The organism is Dermacoccus sp. Tok2021, assembly GCF_019895135.1.
In the GTDB taxonomy this organism is placed as follows: domain Bacteria; phylum Actinomycetota; class Actinomycetes; order Actinomycetales; family Dermatophilaceae; genus Dermacoccus; species Dermacoccus abyssi.
The window spans coordinates 1-17030 of the sequence record NZ_JAGTHU010000026.1 but is presented as its reverse complement, the minus strand read 5'-3'; the positions used below and the strand labels follow the sequence as shown (position 1 = coordinate 17030).

At 67.1% G+C, this 17030-nt stretch carries 14 protein-coding genes, 2 tRNA genes and 1 pseudogene; 16 read left to right on the top strand and 1 reads right to left on the bottom strand.

Going from position 1 to position 17030, the window contains the following annotated elements; all coding sequences use genetic code 11:
* The first annotated feature begins 524 nt into the window (after nucleotides 1-524).
* The 16 genes and pseudogenes from dnaN (at nucleotide 525) to K9D12_RS12990 (ending at nucleotide 15920) form a co-directional block, all read left to right on the top strand.
* Nucleotides 525-1655 carry a DNA polymerase III subunit beta gene (gene dnaN, locus K9D12_RS13065; protein WP_047311219.1) on the top strand — a complete coding sequence of 377 codons (1131 nt, stop codon included), beginning with the start codon at nucleotides 525-527 and terminating at the stop codon, nucleotides 1653-1655.
* A 121-nt stretch (nucleotides 1656-1776) separates the two neighbouring features.
* Nucleotides 1777-2769, top strand: coding sequence for a phosphogluconate dehydrogenase (NAD(+)-dependent, decarboxylating) (gene gnd / locus K9D12_RS13060; protein ID WP_047310857.1), 993 nt, complete (start codon nucleotides 1777-1779; stop codon nucleotides 2767-2769).
* Between the two features lie 37 nt (nucleotides 2770-2806).
* Nucleotides 2807-4081, top strand: a complete 1275-nt coding sequence (gene recF, locus K9D12_RS13055) for a DNA replication/repair protein RecF (RefSeq protein WP_223060442.1) — start codon at nucleotides 2807-2809, stop codon at nucleotides 4079-4081.
* Nucleotides 4074-4691 carry a DUF721 domain-containing protein gene (locus tag K9D12_RS13050; protein WP_223060441.1) on the top strand — a complete coding sequence of 206 codons (618 nt, stop codon included), beginning with the start codon at nucleotides 4074-4076 and terminating at the stop codon, nucleotides 4689-4691. Before recF ends, K9D12_RS13050 begins: the two co-directional genes overlap by 8 nt.
* Nucleotides 4692-4805: 114 nt before the next feature.
* A complete protein-coding gene (locus K9D12_RS13045) occupies nucleotides 4806-5489 on the top strand; it encodes a hypothetical protein (RefSeq protein ID WP_223060440.1) in 684 nt (227 codons plus the stop codon).
* Nucleotides 5490-5551: 62 nt separating this feature from the next.
* The gene (locus K9D12_RS13040; protein WP_223060439.1) at nucleotides 5552-6148 is read left to right on the top strand and encodes a hypothetical protein; all 597 of its coding nucleotides are present in this window, start codon (nucleotides 5552-5554) and stop codon (nucleotides 6146-6148) included.
* On the top strand, nucleotides 6145-6909 hold the full coding sequence (locus K9D12_RS13035; protein ID WP_223060438.1) for a hypothetical protein: 765 nt from the start codon (nucleotides 6145-6147) through the stop codon (nucleotides 6907-6909). Before K9D12_RS13040 ends, K9D12_RS13035 begins: the two co-directional genes overlap by 4 nt.
* Nucleotides 6910-7179: 270 nt before the next feature.
* Nucleotides 7180-9309, top strand: a complete 2130-nt coding sequence (gene gyrB / locus K9D12_RS13030) for a DNA topoisomerase (ATP-hydrolyzing) subunit B (RefSeq protein ID WP_370448540.1) — start codon at nucleotides 7180-7182, stop codon at nucleotides 9307-9309.
* 281 nt (nucleotides 9310-9590) lie between these two features.
* Nucleotides 9591-12356: a DNA gyrase subunit A gene (gene gyrA, locus K9D12_RS13025; protein WP_129666534.1), complete on the top strand. Its 2766-nt coding sequence runs from the start codon at nucleotides 9591-9593 to the stop codon at nucleotides 12354-12356.
* Nucleotides 12353-12880 carry a DUF3566 domain-containing protein gene (locus K9D12_RS13020; protein WP_118913923.1) on the top strand — a complete coding sequence of 176 codons (528 nt, stop codon included), beginning with the start codon at nucleotides 12353-12355 and terminating at the stop codon, nucleotides 12878-12880. Before gyrA ends, K9D12_RS13020 begins: the two co-directional genes overlap by 4 nt.
* Before the next feature lie 417 nt (nucleotides 12881-13297).
* Nucleotides 13298-13374 (top strand) — tRNA-Ile (locus K9D12_RS13015).
* Between the two features lie 33 nt (nucleotides 13375-13407).
* Nucleotides 13408-13548, top strand: coding sequence for a hypothetical protein (locus K9D12_RS13010; RefSeq protein ID WP_165357973.1), 141 nt, complete (start codon nucleotides 13408-13410; stop codon nucleotides 13546-13548).
* Nucleotides 13549-13560: 12 nt separating this feature from the next.
* Nucleotides 13561-13633 (top strand) — tRNA-Ala (locus tag K9D12_RS13005).
* Nucleotides 13634-14258: 625 nt separating this feature from the next.
* A pseudogene (locus K9D12_RS13000) lies at nucleotides 14259-14474 on the top strand (tyrosine-type recombinase/integrase); the annotation flags it as partial.
* Between the two features lie 95 nt (nucleotides 14475-14569).
* Nucleotides 14570-15463, top strand: a complete 894-nt coding sequence (locus tag K9D12_RS12995; protein WP_205744925.1) for a TIR domain-containing protein — start codon at nucleotides 14570-14572, stop codon at nucleotides 15461-15463.
* Nucleotides 15453-15920 carry a hypothetical protein gene (locus K9D12_RS12990; RefSeq protein ID WP_205744924.1) on the top strand — a complete coding sequence of 156 codons (468 nt, stop codon included), beginning with the start codon at nucleotides 15453-15455 and terminating at the stop codon, nucleotides 15918-15920. Before K9D12_RS12995 ends, K9D12_RS12990 begins: the two co-directional genes overlap by 11 nt.
* A 345-nt stretch (nucleotides 15921-16265) precedes the next feature.
* Here the strand turns inward: K9D12_RS12990 and K9D12_RS12985 are convergent, their stop codons facing one another.
* Complete coding sequence (locus K9D12_RS12985) at nucleotides 16266-16829, bottom strand: NYN domain-containing protein (RefSeq protein WP_047310850.1); 564 nt, start codon at nucleotides 16827-16829, stop codon at nucleotides 16266-16268.
* Nucleotides 16830-17030: the final 201 nt, after the last annotated feature.

Genomic DNA, 17030 nt, shown 5'->3' with positions numbered 1-17030 from the left:
CAGCCGGAGCAGCCCCGACATTCCGCGAAACTCCGCCTGGGGACATCCTTGTGGATTTGTGGACAACACCACTGTGATTCACCTGCCCCACATGAACAGGACCCCTTCGTCACACGCTTTTCCACAGAATCTGGGGATAACTCCGTGGACAACGGTCGAAATCAGGGGATAACACCCCTTGAGCGCCGTCGGCGTCTGTGGACGCGAAAAATCCGTCCACACCCCCACTGTGTCGTCCCCAACGACCATCCCCACGCTGCCCACAACCGGAAACCGCGGGATCTCCGGCACAGATGTGGTTGTCCCCAGAATCCACACCCCCTATGACGACGACCAACTCTTTCTCGATCGCGATCAAGCGCCCCACGAATCCACACCCAGGCCAACCGCGGCGACCGCCTAGGACAGCTCCTCGACGCTTGGGGCGTCAGCTCCACCTGCGTTAAGCTCACCGCGAATACCTGTGCTCCTGCGCTCGCTTCCCCACGACGTAGGCGAACCACGAAGTGACGAGGACGGTGGACGTGAAGCTCCGGGTTGAACGTGATGTGTTGGCCGAAGCTGTGGCGTGGGCCGTTCGAGGTCTCTCGCAGCGCCCGCCGGTTCCGGTGCTCGCGGGTGTCCTGCTCGAAGCCACCGAGGACGGCCTGACGCTCTCCGCGTTCGACTACGAGGTCTCGGCCAAGGTCACCGTCGACGCCGACGTCGAGGAGCCCGGCACCGTGCTCGTGCTCGGCCGCCTGCTCGCCGACATCAGCAAGAGCCTGCCGCACAAGCCGATCGAGCTCGTGAGCGAGGGCTCCAAGGTCCAGGTCACCTGCGGTTCGGCCAAGTTCAGCCTCCAGAGCATGCCGACGGGCGAGTACCCGACGCTGCCGGAGAACCCCGAGCCCACCGGCGTCATCGGCGGTGACGTCTTCACCCAGGCCGTCGCGCAGGTCAGCGTGGCCGCGGACCGCGGCGACACCCTGCCGATCCTCACGGGTGTGCGCATCGAGGTTCAGGGCAACAAGCTCACCCTGCTGGCCACCGACCGCTACCGCCTCGCCATGCGTGAGGTGCTGTGGAACGGCGGTGACGAGAACGCGCAGTACGCGGCCCTCGTCCCGGCTCGCACGCTCGACTCCCTGGCCAAGGCGCTCGGTGCGGCGGGCAGCGTCTCGCTGTCGCTCAGCGGCGCGTCGACCGGCTCCGGCCTCGCCGGTTTCGAGGCCGGAGCGCGCCGCATGACGACGCGCCTGCTCGACGGCGACTACCCCAAGGTGACGAGCCTGTTCCCCACGAGCGTCGACACGACGGCGGTCGTCGAGACGGCGATGCTCGTCGAGGCCGCCAAGCGTGTCTCGCTCGTCGCCGAGCGCAACATGCCCGTGCGTCTGCGCTTCGGTGACGACGCCGTCCGCATCGAGGCCGGTACCGGCGAGGACGCCCAGGCCTCGGAGACCTTCGAAGCCCGCATCGAAGGGCCGGAACTCGAGATCGCCTTCAGCCCCCAGTTCCTCCTCGACGGCCTCGGGGTCGTCGGCACGAAGTACGTGCGCCTGGGCTTCACCCAGCCCACGCGTCCGGCCGTGCTGTCCGGTCAGGACGAGCTCGACGGCGAGGCCGACGACAGCTACCGCTACCTCATCATGCCGGTGCGCTTCGCCAACTGACCAGCCTCGTCCGGCGGTGTCGGACGGCATGTGGTCGTTCCCGCGACGGCGGCGTAGCGTAAGCACCGAACGCCGCGCCTTCGGGTGCGGCAACCAGACTTCCTCAGCAAGGAGTTAGACCATGCAGCTCGGACTCATCGGCCTCGGCAAGATGGGCGGCAACATGCGTGACCGCATGAAGGCCGCCGGCATCGACGTCATCGGTTTCGACACCAACCGCGAGATCAGCGACGTCGCCGATCTCGCGGAACTCGTCGAGAAGCTCGAGGCTCCCCGCAACATCTGGGTCATGGTGCCGGCCGGCAAGATCACGGACTCGGTCATGTCCGAGCTGCAGGGCCTGCTCGCCGAGGGTGACCTCGTCATCGACGGCGGCAACAGCAAGTGGTCCGATGACCTGGGGCACGCGGAGCAGTTCGCCGAGACCGGCGTGCACTTCATGGACTGCGGCGTGTCCGGTGGCGTGTGGGGCAAGGAGAACGGCTACGGCCTCATGTGTGGTGGCGCCGAGGAGGACGTCGAGCGCATGATGCCCGTCTTTGACGCGCTGCGCCCCGAAGGACCTCGCGAAGAGGGCTTCGTCCACGCGGGCAAGGTGGGCGCCGGTCACTACGCCAAGATGGTGCACAACGGCATCGAGTACGGCCTCATGCACGCGTACGCCGAGGGCTGGGAACTGCTCGAGGCGAAGGACATCGTCACCGACGTCCACGGTTGCTTCAAGGCCTGGACGCGCGGCACGGTCGTGCGGTCCTGGCTGCTCGATCTCATGGTCAAGGCGCTCGAGGAGACGCCGCACCTCGAGGGAATCTCCGAGTACTCGACCGATTCCGGTGAGGGTCGGTGGACGCTCGAGGAGGCCATCGCGAACGCCGTGCCGATGCCGGTGCTCGCCGCCGCTCTCTTCTCCCGCTTCACGTCGCGCCAGGAGAACAGCCCGCAGATGCAGGCCGTCGCCGCGCTGCGCGGACAGTTCGGCGGTCACGAGGTCATGCAGTTCGGCCAGGAGCCCTACCGCGTCGCCAAGGAGGGACAGGCCGAGGTCTCGCCCGCGGCCCAGCCCAAGCAGGACGACGGCGCGTCGCGTCCGGGTGCCGCCAAGAGCGAGCACTGAGTCTTCCTCTTTCGACCCCAGGGCACACGAGTTCGACGTGAGGCTGCGTCACTTGTCGCTGCGTGACTTCCGCTCCTACAGCGAAGCGGAAGTCGATCTCACCGAAGGAGTCACCACATTCGTGGGACTCAACGGCCAGGGCAAGACGAATCTCGTCGAAGCCGCCGGCTACCTCGCGTCCCTGGGGTCGCACCGTGTCTCGAACGACGCTCCCCTCGTCCGGTTCGGTGCGGAACGCGCCTTCGTCCGTGCGGCCGTCGTCCGTGATTCACGTGAAACAGTGCTCGAACTGGAAATTGTGCCCGGCCGAGCGAACCGGGCACGCGTAGGGCGATCGGCTGCCACGCGCCCCCGTGACATCCTCGGCACGCTGCGTACCGTGCTCTTTGCGCCGGAGGATCTGGCTCTCGTCAAGGGCGACCCCGGAGAACGTCGCCGCTTCCTGGACGAGTTGCTCGTGGCTCGCCAGCCTCGGTGGGCTGGCGCACGCTCCGACTACGACAAGATACTCAAGCAGCGCAACGCCCTCCTCCGTTCGGCGCAGCCCGTCCTGCGAAAAGGAAGCCGGGGCGGCACGCTGACCCCCGAAGAGGCCGTTTCACGTGAAACGACTCTCGACACCCTCGTCGAGTGGAACACCCACCTTGCCGCGGTGGGCGCCTCTCTCGTTTATGCGCGCCTGCGTCTGCTGCGCGATCTGGCACCGCACGTGGCGTCGTCGTACGACGAGGTGAGCGCGGGCCGCTCGGAGGCTCGGCTCACGTACGTCTCGTCGCTGCCGGAGGCCGTCGCTCTTCGGATCGCCGACGGTGAGGTGCCCGAGCGCGAGGAACTGGAGAAGGCCTTCCACCAAGCGTTCGAGGAGATGCGTCAGCGCGAGATCGACCGGGGCGTGACCCTCGTCGGGCCGCACCGCGACGACGTCACGCTGACACTCGGTGACCTGCCCGCGAAGGGCTACGCCAGCCACGGTGAGTCGTGGTCGTTCGCCCTCGCCCTGCGTCTTGCGGCCTTCCACCTCCTGCGCAACGACCTCAAGACCGACCCGGTTCTCGTGCTCGACGACGTCTTCGCCGAGCTCGACGCGGGACGACGCGAGCGCCTGGCCGCCATGGTGGCCGACGCCGAGCAGGTGCTCATCACCGCCGCGGTGGCCGAGGACGTCCCCGACATACTCAGCGGGCGCACGTACTACGTGACGAAGGGGTCGGTCTCCGCCGAGGAGGCGGATGATGCCCCGCTCACCGAATCCGGCACCACCTCGGGGTCGGCCGACGCAACGTCCGATGACGGCGGTGCCGATCATGACTGACGGCGACGGCGACAGCCGCGGGGACGAGTCCACGGACGCCCGGTCGACGCACGCGGCACTCGACGAGAGTTCGGTGGAGGCACCCGCGACGTCTGCTGTCGAGGACGACCCCCTGACGGCAGCCCGAGCGGCGTTGGCTCGCGCTCAACGGGGTGCCGCCGAACGCGGGTTCCGTCCGGGGTCTCGACCCATGCGTCGAAGCCCACGCGCCACGGACACACACGACGCGCGCAAAGGACGAGGCGGACGCAACGGTCGCGACCCGCTGCTGCTCGGCAACAACATGAAGCGACTGCTCGAGGACCGCGGATGGAATGTCGATGTCGCCGGGGGCACCGTGATGTCACGGTGGGCCGATCTCGTCGGACCGGGTGTCGCGGACCACGCCTCTCCCGTCAGCTTCGAGAACGGCATTCTCACGGTACGGGCGGAGTCGACGGCGTGGGCTACCCAGCTGACCTTGCTTGCGTCGACGATCATCCGGTCGATCGAGCAGGGCGTCGGTGACGGCGTGGTGGCGGAGCTCAAGATCGTCGGTCCCTCTGCCCCCAGTTGGGTGCGAGGTCCCCGACGTGTCGCCGGGCGTGGTCCGCGGGACACCTACGGCTGACATTTCCAACACAACGCAGTCCACCGCTAGCGTGGTATGTCCGGCGCCATAGGGGGCGCGATCGCTTCACCTCACGTTTCACGTGGAACATGAGGACGGAACGAGAGGTGACGAATGAACGAGCCGAACGGTTTCGAGGAGTGGAATCGGGGCGTCGAGCGACCCCCGTCACGCGGCAGTGGCTCCGACCCGGGCGGCGAAACCGAGCCCGGTGTGGCCGACCTGTGGGGTCAGGCCAGCGAACCGGTGCCCTACCGCACCTCACGCCGACCCGACTGGTTGGCGCCGGCGCTCGTCATCGTGCTCGCCAGCCTCGCGTTCGCCACGGCGTGGTTCATCACCCGGGGATCGGGCAGCCGGCCACCCGTCGCTCAGCCGTCGGCGGTCACGGCTCCCTCCGACACACCGTCGTCCAGGACGCAGCCGCAGACCGGGACAGCCGCTCCGTCGACGTCCGAGGCGCCGGCGTCCTCGTCGACGACGCCCTCGTCCTCCGCGGCGACCAAGGCATCCTTTCCTGCCGGTACCGTGGCGACGTGTGGCTCGGGCGAGGCCGTACCCACGTCCAGCGTTCGTCTCGCCCGCGGCACGAACTCCACCTGCTCCTACGTCGCCGACGTCGTGACCAAGGTCAACGCGCACCTCGCGGAGAATCCGGGTGCCACGACCTACACGGTCAGTCCGTACAGCTCCTCGTTGCGCAAGGTCGTGACGTTGCACTGCACCCGCGCCGACCACCTCTCCGAATGCACCGGTGGTTCCAACGTTCGTCTCTGGGTGAGCGACAGCGTCGGCTGAACTGTGGCAACCGCGTCTCCTCCTCCACCTAGACTGACGGCGGAGAGGGGAAGACGATCATCATGTACGAGGACGAGACGCGGGCCTACCCGCAGTCGCCGAAGCCACACGAAGCACCGACGTCGTGGGTCACGGCCGACCGGACGATGGCCGATAGCGGGGGCACGTCGCAGCAGTACTACGGAGAACCCCCTCGCGGGCTGAAGCAGTGGCTCGTACCGGTGTTGCTCGTCGCTGCCGCGATCGTCGGCTTCGCCGTCGTCACCTTCTTCATGTCCGGGGGTGACGAGACGCCGGCGAGCACCCAGTCCTCGACCGTTGCCTCGGCACCGTCCTCCACGCCCAGCGAGCCGAGCGCTGCCGAGGCCACCTTCCCCGACGACAGCGTGACGACGTGCGGCCAGGGCGACCCCATCACCGTTCCCGACATCCGCATTGCACGCGAGTCGAACACGAGCTGCGCTTACGTCGTGGAGATCCGGAGCAACGTGCTGGCGCACCTCGCCCAGGATTCGGGCGCTACCTCGTTCACGATCAACCCCTACAGCGTCTCGAAGCGCGCGTACGTGCCGCTCACCTGTGAACGCTCCGATCACCTCAGCCTCTGCACGGGTGGCACTGCTGTGAGGGCGTGGGTGAAGGACTCGGTCGGGCCATGACCCACGACGAGGAGACGCGCGCGTCGGGCCCCGAGCACGACACGGAACGGAAGACCCCGGCGTTCTGGAACGAGCCAGAGGCCGAGACGCCGGAGCGGCGATCGCCCTCACGTGGCCTTGTCATTGCCGTCGCGCTCACATCCGTGCTCGTCCTCGCGCTGGCACTGGGGGCGCTCGCCCTGACGCGCGGACAGAAGGACGCATCCCCGCCGCCCTCCGGCCCCGCTACCTCGAGCGACGCGCGGTCGACGTCGAGTTCCTCCTCCTCGAGTTCCTCGAGCAGTTCGTCCTCGGCGCCGTCGTCGACGACGAGCGAGACCGGTGGCGACTCCCGAACCGCGGCGCCTGCGCCGTCGTCCCCAGCGCACAGTGAGAGCCGAAGCTCCGTGGCCGAGGCTCCGACCAGCACCCCGACTCCCACGCGAACGGGTCTGACGCCGTTCCCGGCCACGACGTGGAACCTGTGTGGCGACCGCACGAGTCAGCAGACCAACACCGCCGTTCAGGTGCGCCAGGGGCAGGGGCACTATTCGAGTTGCCCCTTCCTCGTCACCGTGCGTGACGCAGCGTTGAGCCAGGTGGCGCGAACGCCCGAGACCTCCTCCTTCCCGTTGAAGGTCTACAGCGCCTATCGCAAGGAGAACGTCGCCGGTTCCGACGGGTACATCGACCTCACCTGCTCGCGCCGGGGTGGGCTCGTCAACTGCTTCCGGGCGAGCGATCCCGACGTTGACATCTGGGTACAGGAAGGTGCCGGCTGATCCCCTTCCGCTCGGACGGGCGACACGTCGCAGACGGCCCCGAGCGCCTTCGGTGGCCCCAGGGACGATCCCCGGCACGCCGGGCGAGAGAAAATCGCGGAAAATGCCCGTGTGGGCATGTTTCGGGGCAGTCCTGCGTCCGCTGACCCGGTAGAATGGACACGATAAGGACCTGCCACCCTCTCTCGGCCTTCGTACGCCGATCTGTGACGTTCGACCCCGTGTCGCGTCCGCACCACCGTGGCAGGCACCGCACGGTGAAGGAGCACAGTGGCCGACCAGCCCACGCACGACGACGCGACGAACGAGCCGATCCCCGGCGGCGAAGCACAGCAGGTGCTTCCGCCCGAGGCACACGTGCGCTCGCAGATCGACACCGAGTACGACGCCAGCGCCATTCAGGTCCTCGAAGGCCTCGAGGCGGTTCGCAAGCGCCCCGGTATGTACATCGGCTCGACCGGTGAACGCGGCCTGCACCACCTCGTGTGGGAGATCGTCGACAACTCTGTCGACGAGGCCCTCGCCGGCCACGCCGACCGCGTCGACGTGACGATCCTGCCGGACAACGGTCTACGCGTCAGCGACAACGGTCGAGGCATCCCGACCGGCCGCAACGAGCAGTACGACATGTCGACCGTCGAGCTCGTCCTCACGCAGTTGCACGCCGGCGGAAAGTTCGGCGGCGGCGGCTACAAGGTCTCCGGTGGTCTGCACGGCGTCGGTAGTTCCGTCGTCAACGCGCTCTCCACGCGCCTCGAGGTCGAGGTGCGCCAGAAGGGCCACGTCTACCGCATGGAGTTCGAGGGCGGCGTGCCGCTCGGCCCCCTGCGCGAGGAGGAGGCCACCGACGAGACCGGTACGACGATCACGTTCTGGGCCAGCCCCGAGATCTTCGAGACGACGACGTACGACTTCGAGACGGTGCGCGCTCGCTTCCAGCAGATGGCGTTCCTCAACAAGGGCCTCACCATCGCGCTCACCGACGAGCGTGCCGAGGTGCTCGACGAGGGCGCGGCCGACGAGGCCGCTGCTGACGCAGCAGCCGAGGGCGGCGACGCGGAGACGGCCGACGCCGCAGCCGAGAAGGCGAAGAAGGGCAAGTCGGTCACGTACCGCTACGACGACGGTCTGCTCGACTACGTCAAGCACCTCAACTCGAGCAAGCGCGCCGAGGTCGTCAACGAGGACATCATCGCGTTCGAGGCCGAGGACACCGAGCGTTACCTCTCCGTCGAGGTCGCGATGCAGTGGACGACGGCGTACAACGAGTCGGTCCACACCTACGCCAACACGATCAACACGCACGAGGGTGGCACGCACGAAGAGGGCTTCCGCGCCGCGATGACGAAGCTCGTCAACGACTTCGCCCGCCGCGAGAAGCTGCTCAAGGAGAAGGACGACAACCTCACGGGTGACGACATCCGCGAGGGTCTCACCGCCGTCATCTCCGTCAAGCTTGCCGAGCCGCAGTTCGAGGGCCAGACGAAGACGAAGCTCGGCAACTCCGAGATCAAGGGCTTCGTCCAGGCCGCAGTGCGCGACGAGTTCGACCACTGGCTGCAGATGCACCCGCGCGAGGGCAAGGCCATCGTCAACAAGGCGATTGCCGCCGCTTCGGCGCGCATGGCGGCCCGCAAGGCACGTGAGACCGCACGCCGTAAGGGCCTGCTCGAGGGCGGCGGTCTGCCGGGCAAGCTCAAGGACTGCCAGAGCAAGGACCCGAGCCTGTCCGAGGTCTTCATCGTCGAGGGTGACTCCGCAGGCGGCTCCGCCGTGCAGGGTCGTAACCCGTTCAACCAGGCGATCCTGCCCATCCGAGGCAAGATCCTCAACGTCGAGAAGGCCCGCATCGACAAGGTGCTCGCCAACCAGGAGGTCCAGGCCCTCATCTCCGGTTTCGGTACCGGCATCGGCGAGGACTTCGACATCGACAAGGCGCGCTACCACAAGATCGTGCTCATGGCCGACGCCGACGTCGACGGCATGCACATCCGCACGCTGCTGCTGACGCTGCTCTTCCGCTTCATGCGCCCGCTCATCGAGGCCGGCTACGTCTACCTCGCGCAGCCGCCGCTCTACCGCCTCAAGTGGAGCAACCACGAGCACGAGTTCGCGTTCACCGACCGCGAGCGCGACGCGATGATCGCCGAAGGTCAGTCGAAGGGCCGTCGTCTGCCGAAGGACAACGGCGTCCAGCGCTACAAGGGTCTCGGGGAGATGAACTACCAGGAGCTGTGGGAGACCACGATGGACCCGGAGGCGCGCACGCTCCTGCAGGTCACCCTCGAGGACGCCGCGGCAGCCGACGAGATCTTCGCCGTGCTCATGGGTGAGGACGTCGAGTCGCGCCGCAGCTTCATCCAGCGCAATGCCAAGGACGTCCGCTTCCTGGATATCTAACCTCTGTCGCGCCTTCTCAGCGCGCGGGCTTCAGGGTCTGCTCCTTCGTCGCATCCCCTGCTTCCCGCGCTTGATCGGCGGCGCGACGTCGTGGGCGGTCGGCTCCCGTAGGGGGCGTCGCCGTCCGGGGTCGGATCTGACGCGAGGTGCGCGCTGGGTTGCGATCCTTGCCAACTGAACATCGTGTTTCACGTGGAACGGTCGGACGTTCCCGTCCTTCGTTTCACGTGGAACACCACCTAAGAACTCAATGAATTTCCCTTCGTCGAAGGAAAGAAACTATGTCTGACGACACGAACCTGCCGGGTGACGACGCGGCCGACCTCCCCGAGGTGCCCGCCGGAGACCCCGACGCGCCCGTGAGCGGCGCCGCAGCGGCCACCGCCGGCACGCCCGGTGACGGCGAGACGCCGAAGGTGCCGAACACTCCGGAGGCTCGCGCCGCCGTCGAGGCCCCGGTCGCCCACCGCGTCGACCCCATCGACCTCAACGCCGAGATGCAGCGCAGCTACATCGAGTACGCGATGAGTGTCATCGTCTCCCGTGCGCTTCCGGACGTGCGTGACGGCCTGAAGCCCGTGCACCGCCGCATCGTCTACGCGATGTACGACGGTGGCTACCGACCGGACCGTGGCTACAACAAGTGCAGCCGCGTCGTCGGTGATGTCATGGGTCAGTACCACCCGCACGGTGACTCGGCCATCTACGACGCCATGGTGCGCCTCGTTCAGCCGTGGTCGATGCGTTACCCGCTCGTCGACGGCCAGGGCAACTTCGGTTCGCCGGGTAACGACGGCGCCGCCGCCCCGCGATACACCGAGTGCCGCATGGCGCCGCTCGCGTTGGAACTCGTGCGCGACATCCACGAGAACACCGTCGACTTCGAGCCGAACTACGACGGCAAGACGATGCAGCCCACCGTGCTGCCGAGCCGTTTCCCGAACCTGCTCGTCAACGGCAGCGCCGGCATTGCCGTCGGTATGGCCACTCAGATCCCGCCGCACAACCTGCGCGAGGTCGCCGACGCCGCCCAGTGGCTGCTCGCCAACCCCGAGGCGAGCCGTGAGGCGCTGCTCGAGGAGTGCCTGCGCCGCATCCCAGGCCCCGACTTCCCGACGGGCGCCCTCATCATGGGCAAGAAGGGCATCGAGGACGCCTACCGCACGGGTCGCGGCAGCATCACGATGCGCGCCGTCGTTAACGTCGAGGAGATCCAGGGCCGTCAGTGCCTCGTCGTCACGGAGCTGCCCTACCAGGTCAACCCCGACGCCCTCGCCGAGAAGATCGCCATGCTCGTCAAGGACGGCAAGATGGCGGGCATCGCGGACATCCGCGACGAGACGTCGGGTCGTACCGGCCAGCGCCTCGTCATCGTGCTCAAGCGCGACGCCGTGGCGAAGGTCGTGCTCAACAACCTCTACAAGCACACGCAGCTTCAGCAGAACTTCGGCGCGAACATGCTCGCCCTCGTCGACGGTGTGCCCCGCACGCTGCCGGTCAGCGCGTTCATCCGCTACTGGGTCGAGCACCAGATCGACGTCATCCAGCGACGCACGCAGTACCGCCTCGACGAGGCCGAGAAGCGCATCCACATCCTGCGCGGTTACCTCAAGGCGCTCGACGCGCTCGACGAGGTCATCGCCCTCATCCGTCGTAGCCCCACGGTCGAGGAGGCCCGCGCCGGCCTCATCGACCTGCTCGACGTCGACGAGATCCAGGCCAACGCCATTCTCGACATGCAGCTGCGCCGCCTCGCGGCCCTCGAGCGTCGGAAGATCATCGAGCAGCACGACGAGATCCAGGCGCAGATCGACGACTACAAGGACATCCTGGCCAAGCCGGAGCGTCAGCGTCAGCTCGTCTCCGACGAGCTCGCCGAGATCGTCGACAAGTACGGCGACGACCGTCGCAGCCAGATCGTGCCGTTCGACGGCGACATGAACATGGAAGACCTCATCCCCGAGGAGGACGTGGTCGTCACCATCACGCGCGGCGGCTACGTCAAGCGCACGAAGGTGAGCGAGTACCGCAGCCAGCGTCGCGGCGGCAAGGGCGTGCGCGGCGCGACGCTGCGCGGCGACGACGTGGTCGGCCACTTCTTCACCACGTCGACGCACGACTGGCTGCTGTTCTTCACGAACGCCGGCCGCGTCTACCGCACCAAGGGCTACGAACTGCCCGAGGGCTCGCGCGAGAGCAAGGGCCAGCACGTCGCGAACCTGCTCGCGTTCCAGCCGGGCGAGCAGATCGCCCAGGTGCTGCGCTTGCGCACGTACTCCGACCACGAGTACCTGCTGCTCGCCACCCGCAACGGCCTCGTGAAGAAGACGCGCCTGTCCGAGTACGACTCGCCGCGCTCCGGCGGCCTCATCGCCGTCAACCTGCGTGACGGTGACGAACTCGTCGGCGCCAAGCTCGCCGAGGCGAGCGACGACGTCCTGCTCGTCTCGCGCAAGGGTCAGGCCGTGCGCTTCGCCGCCACGGACGACTCGCTGCGCCCGATGGGCCGCTCCACGTCCGGTGTCACCGGCATGAAGTTCCGCGACGGCGACGAACTGCTGTCGCTCAGCGTCGTGCCCGAGGGTTCGAACGAGGTGGAGCGCGGCGCCGCCGAGAAGCTCTACGTCTTCGTCGTCTTCGAGAACGGCCTCGCGAAGCGCACCCCCGTCGAGGAGTACCCGACGAAGGGCCGCGCGACGCTCGGCGTCAAGGTCGCCACGATCTCCGAACGAGGCGGCGACCTCGTCGGCGCGCTCGTCGTCGAGAACCGTGACGAGGTCATGGTCGTCATGGAGAAGGGCAAGATCGTGCGCAGCGCCGTCAGCGAGGTGCGCGAGACCGGGCGCAACACCCAGGGCGTCCAGTTCGCCACCCCGGGCAAGGGCGACTCCATCGTCGCGGTTGCGCGCAACGCCGAGAAGGAAGCCGAGGAAATTGCCGACGAGCAGGTAGGTTCGGATGCGAATACGGCTGATGACGCAGAGGTGACAAACCCCTCGGAGGACGCCGTTACCGCCGAGAACGACGAGTCGGGAGACAGTGAGTGAGTAACTCGCGAGAACCGCGCACCAAACTGCCGGGCGCTGAGGCGACCGCAGCGGCACCACGCCAGGGACGCCCGCCGCAGCAGCGCGTCGCGTCACCAGCCGGCCGCTCGGCCGCGGGAGCGCCGAAGGGCGGCGCGGGGCGTCCGGCACCGCGGCGCACCACGCCTCGTCGCGTGCGCCTCACCCTGTCGCGCGTCGACACCTGGTCGGTTCTGAAGATCGCCTTCCTGCTGTCCGTGGCCGTCGCCATCGCGTCCGTCGTGCTCGTCGCGACGCTGTGGACCGTCCTCGCCGGCATGGGCACCTTCAGCGCCGCCAACGACATGCTGCGCACCCTCGACCGTCAGGGATCGCAGTTCGACATCCTCGACTACGTCGGATTCGGACGCGCCATCTCGTTCAGCATCGTCATCGGCGTGCTCAACATCATCCTCATGACGGCCATCGCCACCCTCACCGCGTTCCTCTACAACATCTGCGCCTCCCTCGTCGGCGGCGTGCAGTTGACCCTCAGCGACGAGTGAGCTCCCTCGGCCCGTCTTCCGGGCTGGGCAGCTCGCAAGCTCGCTGCCCAGCCTCGGTGCGACAGGCCTTCGGGGGCGGTCGGCTTCCAGCGTGGTCTCGTAAGGTCTGCGCTGGTCCGGTTGGTCTGCTGCTGGGTTTTCAGGCCCGCGGGAGCTGTTTCGAAAGCCCTCACCACACTCGTGGTGGGGGCCTTCGGGCGTCTGTGGGCATCCTCGGTTCGGGCCGGTGCAGATGTGTGGATCTGGCCGCGATATATCGCCGTCAGATCGGCAGAAGTTCCCCAGATCCGGGTGGGGCTCGTCTGCGCGACGGCCCCTGCGTCGCCGGTGCCCCTCGGATTTGCGGGGCGCGCGCGGCGTAGGGTAATCTCAACGCTCGTGCCGCTCGGTGAACGAGCAGGCGCGGAAGCGGTGCAGGGGCCTATAGCTCAGTCGGTTAGAGCGCTGTCCTGATAAGACAGAGGTCACTGGTTCAAGTCCAGTTAGGCCCACCACCACTGCCCCTCGAGTTCGCTTGGGAGTTCCCGATGTACAAGGTTCTTCTCGCCGCCGCCGCCGCGGCGACAGCCATCTACGCGAACAGTGAGTACCAGAAGCAACAACTGGGCAAGGAGCTGTGGGCGAAAGCGACGGATCAGCCGGAGAACACCGCACCGGGCAAGAACTGACCGTCACCCTCCGGGGGTATGGCGCAATTGGTAGCGCACCTGCTTTGCAAGCAGGGGGTTAGGGGTTCGAGTCCCCTTACCTCCACCCGAAACCGAAGGCCCGCACCAGGGATGGTGCGGGCCTTCGGCGTAAGCATCGGTGCAGGTCAGCGGCACTTTGCTGCATCCGTGTCGTCGTACCCGAGGTTCGGTGACCGGTGCGCATTGGTACTAGATTGGTCGAATATCGGTATGAGTCTGTGTTGGGTCGGCTGCGTCTCGTGCGTCCTGAGATCCGCGGGATGACGCGGGTGGTGAACCGGCGATCCGACCATGTGCGCCCGTGCGTCCCGGCGAAAGCCACAATTACGCACTCGACCGGCAGCCTCGCGCGCGGGCCCTCAGTCTTCGCCGGAAGCGCGAAGCAGCGGAACAAGCCCGGAAGCCGACGACCACCGATCCGGGGAAGCACGATCACTGCTCGTCGGTGACCTGAGGGAGGGACACCTGCGTGAAGAACGGCGGGGCCGGCACCGATACCACGAAGACGACAGCTTCACGGCGGGTGCTCCCCATCCCGATGACAGTGCTTCCCTGGCTGGTCGACCTCGCAGGCGATCGCCCCAAGTCCGACTGGCTGTTTCCGAGCACCCGCAAGGCAGGTTGCGCGATCGCCACGCAGTTCCCCAACCAGGCCCTGACTCGAGCGATCACGAAGGCGAACGGGGGTCGGCCGGAACAGGGCCCCCCGCCTCACCGTTCACGGGCTGAGGCACACCTTCGCCGCCATCTCCCTCTCCGAGGCCGGTGCCGACCTCCTGAGCGTCTCGCACGCGATGGGTCACGCCCGCCCGTCGATCACGCTCGACCGGTACGGGCACCTCTCGAAGAAGGGTCTCGCGCCGCTCATGGGGAAGATCGACGCGATCGTCGCGACCATGTCTTGATCGGGCTGACCCGACCGGGATGCGTTCCCCGAGTAGCCATCGTTGTCGGTGCGGCCATCTAGGCTTGGACACAAGTCGGACGAGAGGGACTGCCAGTGACAGAAGCACAATCGGAGGCCGACCGTCGAGCGGTCTTCGTCATCCACGGGCGGAATGAGGCCGCGCGAAAGGGCCTATTCGCCTTTCTTCGCTCGATTGGGCTGGAGCCTATTGAGTGGTCCGAGGCAATCTCGATGACCGGACAGGGATCGCCGTACATCGGGGACGTCCTCAACGTCGCCTTCGGAGCGGCCCAGGCTGTGGTTGTGCTTCAGACGCCAGACGACGTCGCGCACCTTCATGAGTCGCTGACCTACCCTGGCGACCCAGAGACAAGCCCGCAGATGCAGCCTCGTCCGAATGTCCTCTTCGAGGCGGGCATGGCGTTGGCGCGCGATGCGGACCGGACCATCATCGTGGAGCTCGGTCAGATCAAGAGCTTCAGCGACATTCACGGTCGTCACGTGGTTCGTCTCGACAACAGCACGGCGAAGCGCCAGCAACTTGCCCAGCGCCTGGGCACCGCCGGATGCGCCGTCAACCTAGGGGGCACCGATTGGCACACCGAGGGTGACCTGACACCGCCGGCCCCGCCAGGCGGCGGGCTGCCGCTCGGTCGCAAGCTTCCTTCATCCCAGACGTCGGGCCAGCCGCGCCTTGAGGCGACCCTTAGCAAGTCAGGCAAGAGCCAGCAGCGCATGACCATCACCAACCACGGGCCCGGCGATGTGTATGACCTCGACTTCGCTCTGGCCGACGACCGGGAAAGCACGCGCGAGTGGCGCGAGGAGGGGTTCCCGGTACCGAGGCTGCCAGCTGGGAAGTCCGTAAGTGCTGCCCGGTTCCTTTCGATGGCGTCGTCATCGCCTGCCTACTTCACAGTGGTGCTTACCGGGAAGACAGCCGATGGTGTGGAGATCAGAGCTGAGGAGTTCGTAAGTGGACGATGAGTACACGATCCAGGTGTCGGTCCCGCTCGACGCAGACGGCTTCCTGCGTCGAGAGTGCCCGCACTGCGGGCGGCAGTTCAAATGGCACAACGGGCCTGCCAATGAGGAGGCAGAGAACCATGCCCGGCCAGCGGCCTACAGTTGCCCACTGTGCGGTCAGCCGGCCGCCGATGACTCGTGGAACACCCCAGAGCAGGTCGAGTTGTTCGAACCGGTGGCCATGCCTGTGGTGCTCGAGGCCGTGCAGGACGAGCTTGAGTCGATGTTCCGCAGGACGAAGGGATTCACGTACCAGCGCGGGCGGGATGACGTGACGGAGCCGGCCGAACCACTCGTTGAACCCGACGACATGGTCATCGTGACCTCGCCCTGCCATGACTTCGAGCCGGTGAAGGTCCCTGAAGATCACACCGGGACTCTCTACTGCCTCATCTGCGGGTCGGCGTTTGCCGTGTGATCGGAAGCGTTGACCGAGGAACGAGGACGCCGTCGATCGAACCCGTCTTCGGGAGCAAGAAGGGATGTGCGCCCCGTGTGCGCCCCGAGGCTTTCAGGAACCCTCGTTTATCAGGCAAAACTTGACTATCCTCCCTGCTTTGCAAGCAGGGGGTTAGGGGTTCGAGTCCCCTTACCTCCACTGAACGACGAAGGCCCTCACCGCACAGGTGAGGGCCTTCGTCGCGTCACGGGAGCAATTGGCGCGGCGACCGTAACGAAAGAAGGGCCTCGTGGGCGCGGTGACGCTCCCACGAGGCCCTTCTCGGGCGAAGCCTGCTTTCCCTGTGCGGAGGCGGGCCAGCACTCAGAGGTAGGCGATCGGGTCGAACTCGTCGATCGGGATGATGCGCAGACGCGGCAGCGTCGCGTTAAACGCCTTGACGTCGTGCTCGAGGTCGAAGAACTCCATGCCCTGCGCCTCGAGGGGAGCGAAGCCCGAGTTGCGGAACTCCTTGAAGCCGATGAGTCCCACCTTGCGCGAGCCTCCGAGCAGCGGCTCCACCTGCGGCAGGAAGTCTCCGTCGTGGCTGACGAGCATGACGTCGGCCTGGTAGGTCCGCAGCGCGTCCAGAGTCTTCTGGATGGCCATGTCGACGACCTTCTCGTCGGACGCACCGGAGAGCGGAATCGGCTGGTAACCCAGGGCCGTCAGCGCCTGGATGAACGACATCGGCAGCTCGGGGCCGTTCGCGGCGAGGAAGAACAGGCCCTTGGCGTCCTGACGCCACTCCTGCTCCGCGAAGCGCAGCAGCCGATCCCAGCGCGGCCGCTCGTCCGGGTGCGGTCGTCGTCCGAGGATGGACGTGCCCAGCGTCGCGTCGATGTTCTCGCCGTCGATGAGCACGTAGGTGATGCGCTTGGTTGCCATGCCTTCAACCTATCCGCACCCTGCCTGGGACGCCCACCGACCACGAATCTGGCGGCCGAACGGGCGCGAGGTCAGCCCTCCGCGGCCAGAGCCCCCGCGAAACCAAGCATGACGACGCCCGTACCGCCCTCGACACCGCGGTTGACGAGCGGACGTGCCAGTGCATCGCGGGCACGCGTGGCCAGCCCCACGACGGCGAGG

Coding starts and splice junctions, on each gene's coding strand:
- K9D12_RS13045 (WP_223060440.1), top strand. CDS start 4,806: ATGAACGAGCCGAACGGTTTCGAGGAGTGGAATCGGGGCGTCGAGCGA.
- K9D12_RS13010 (WP_165357973.1), top strand. CDS start 13,408: ATGTACAAGGTTCTTCTCGCCGCCGCCGCCGCGGCGACAGCCATCTAC.
- K9D12_RS13050 (WP_223060441.1), top strand. CDS start 4,074: ATGACTGACGGCGACGGCGACAGCCGCGGGGACGAGTCCACGGACGCC.
- K9D12_RS13035 (WP_223060438.1), top strand. CDS start 6,145: ATGACCCACGACGAGGAGACGCGCGCGTCGGGCCCCGAGCACGACACG.
- K9D12_RS13040 (WP_223060439.1), top strand. CDS start 5,552: ATGTACGAGGACGAGACGCGGGCCTACCCGCAGTCGCCGAAGCCACAC.
- K9D12_RS12985 (WP_047310850.1), bottom strand. CDS start 16,829: ATGGCAACCAAGCGCATCACCTACGTGCTCATCGACGGCGAGAACATC.
- gnd (WP_047310857.1), top strand. CDS start 1,777: ATGCAGCTCGGACTCATCGGCCTCGGCAAGATGGGCGGCAACATGCGT.
- gyrA (WP_129666534.1), top strand. CDS start 9,591: ATGTCTGACGACACGAACCTGCCGGGTGACGACGCGGCCGACCTCCCC.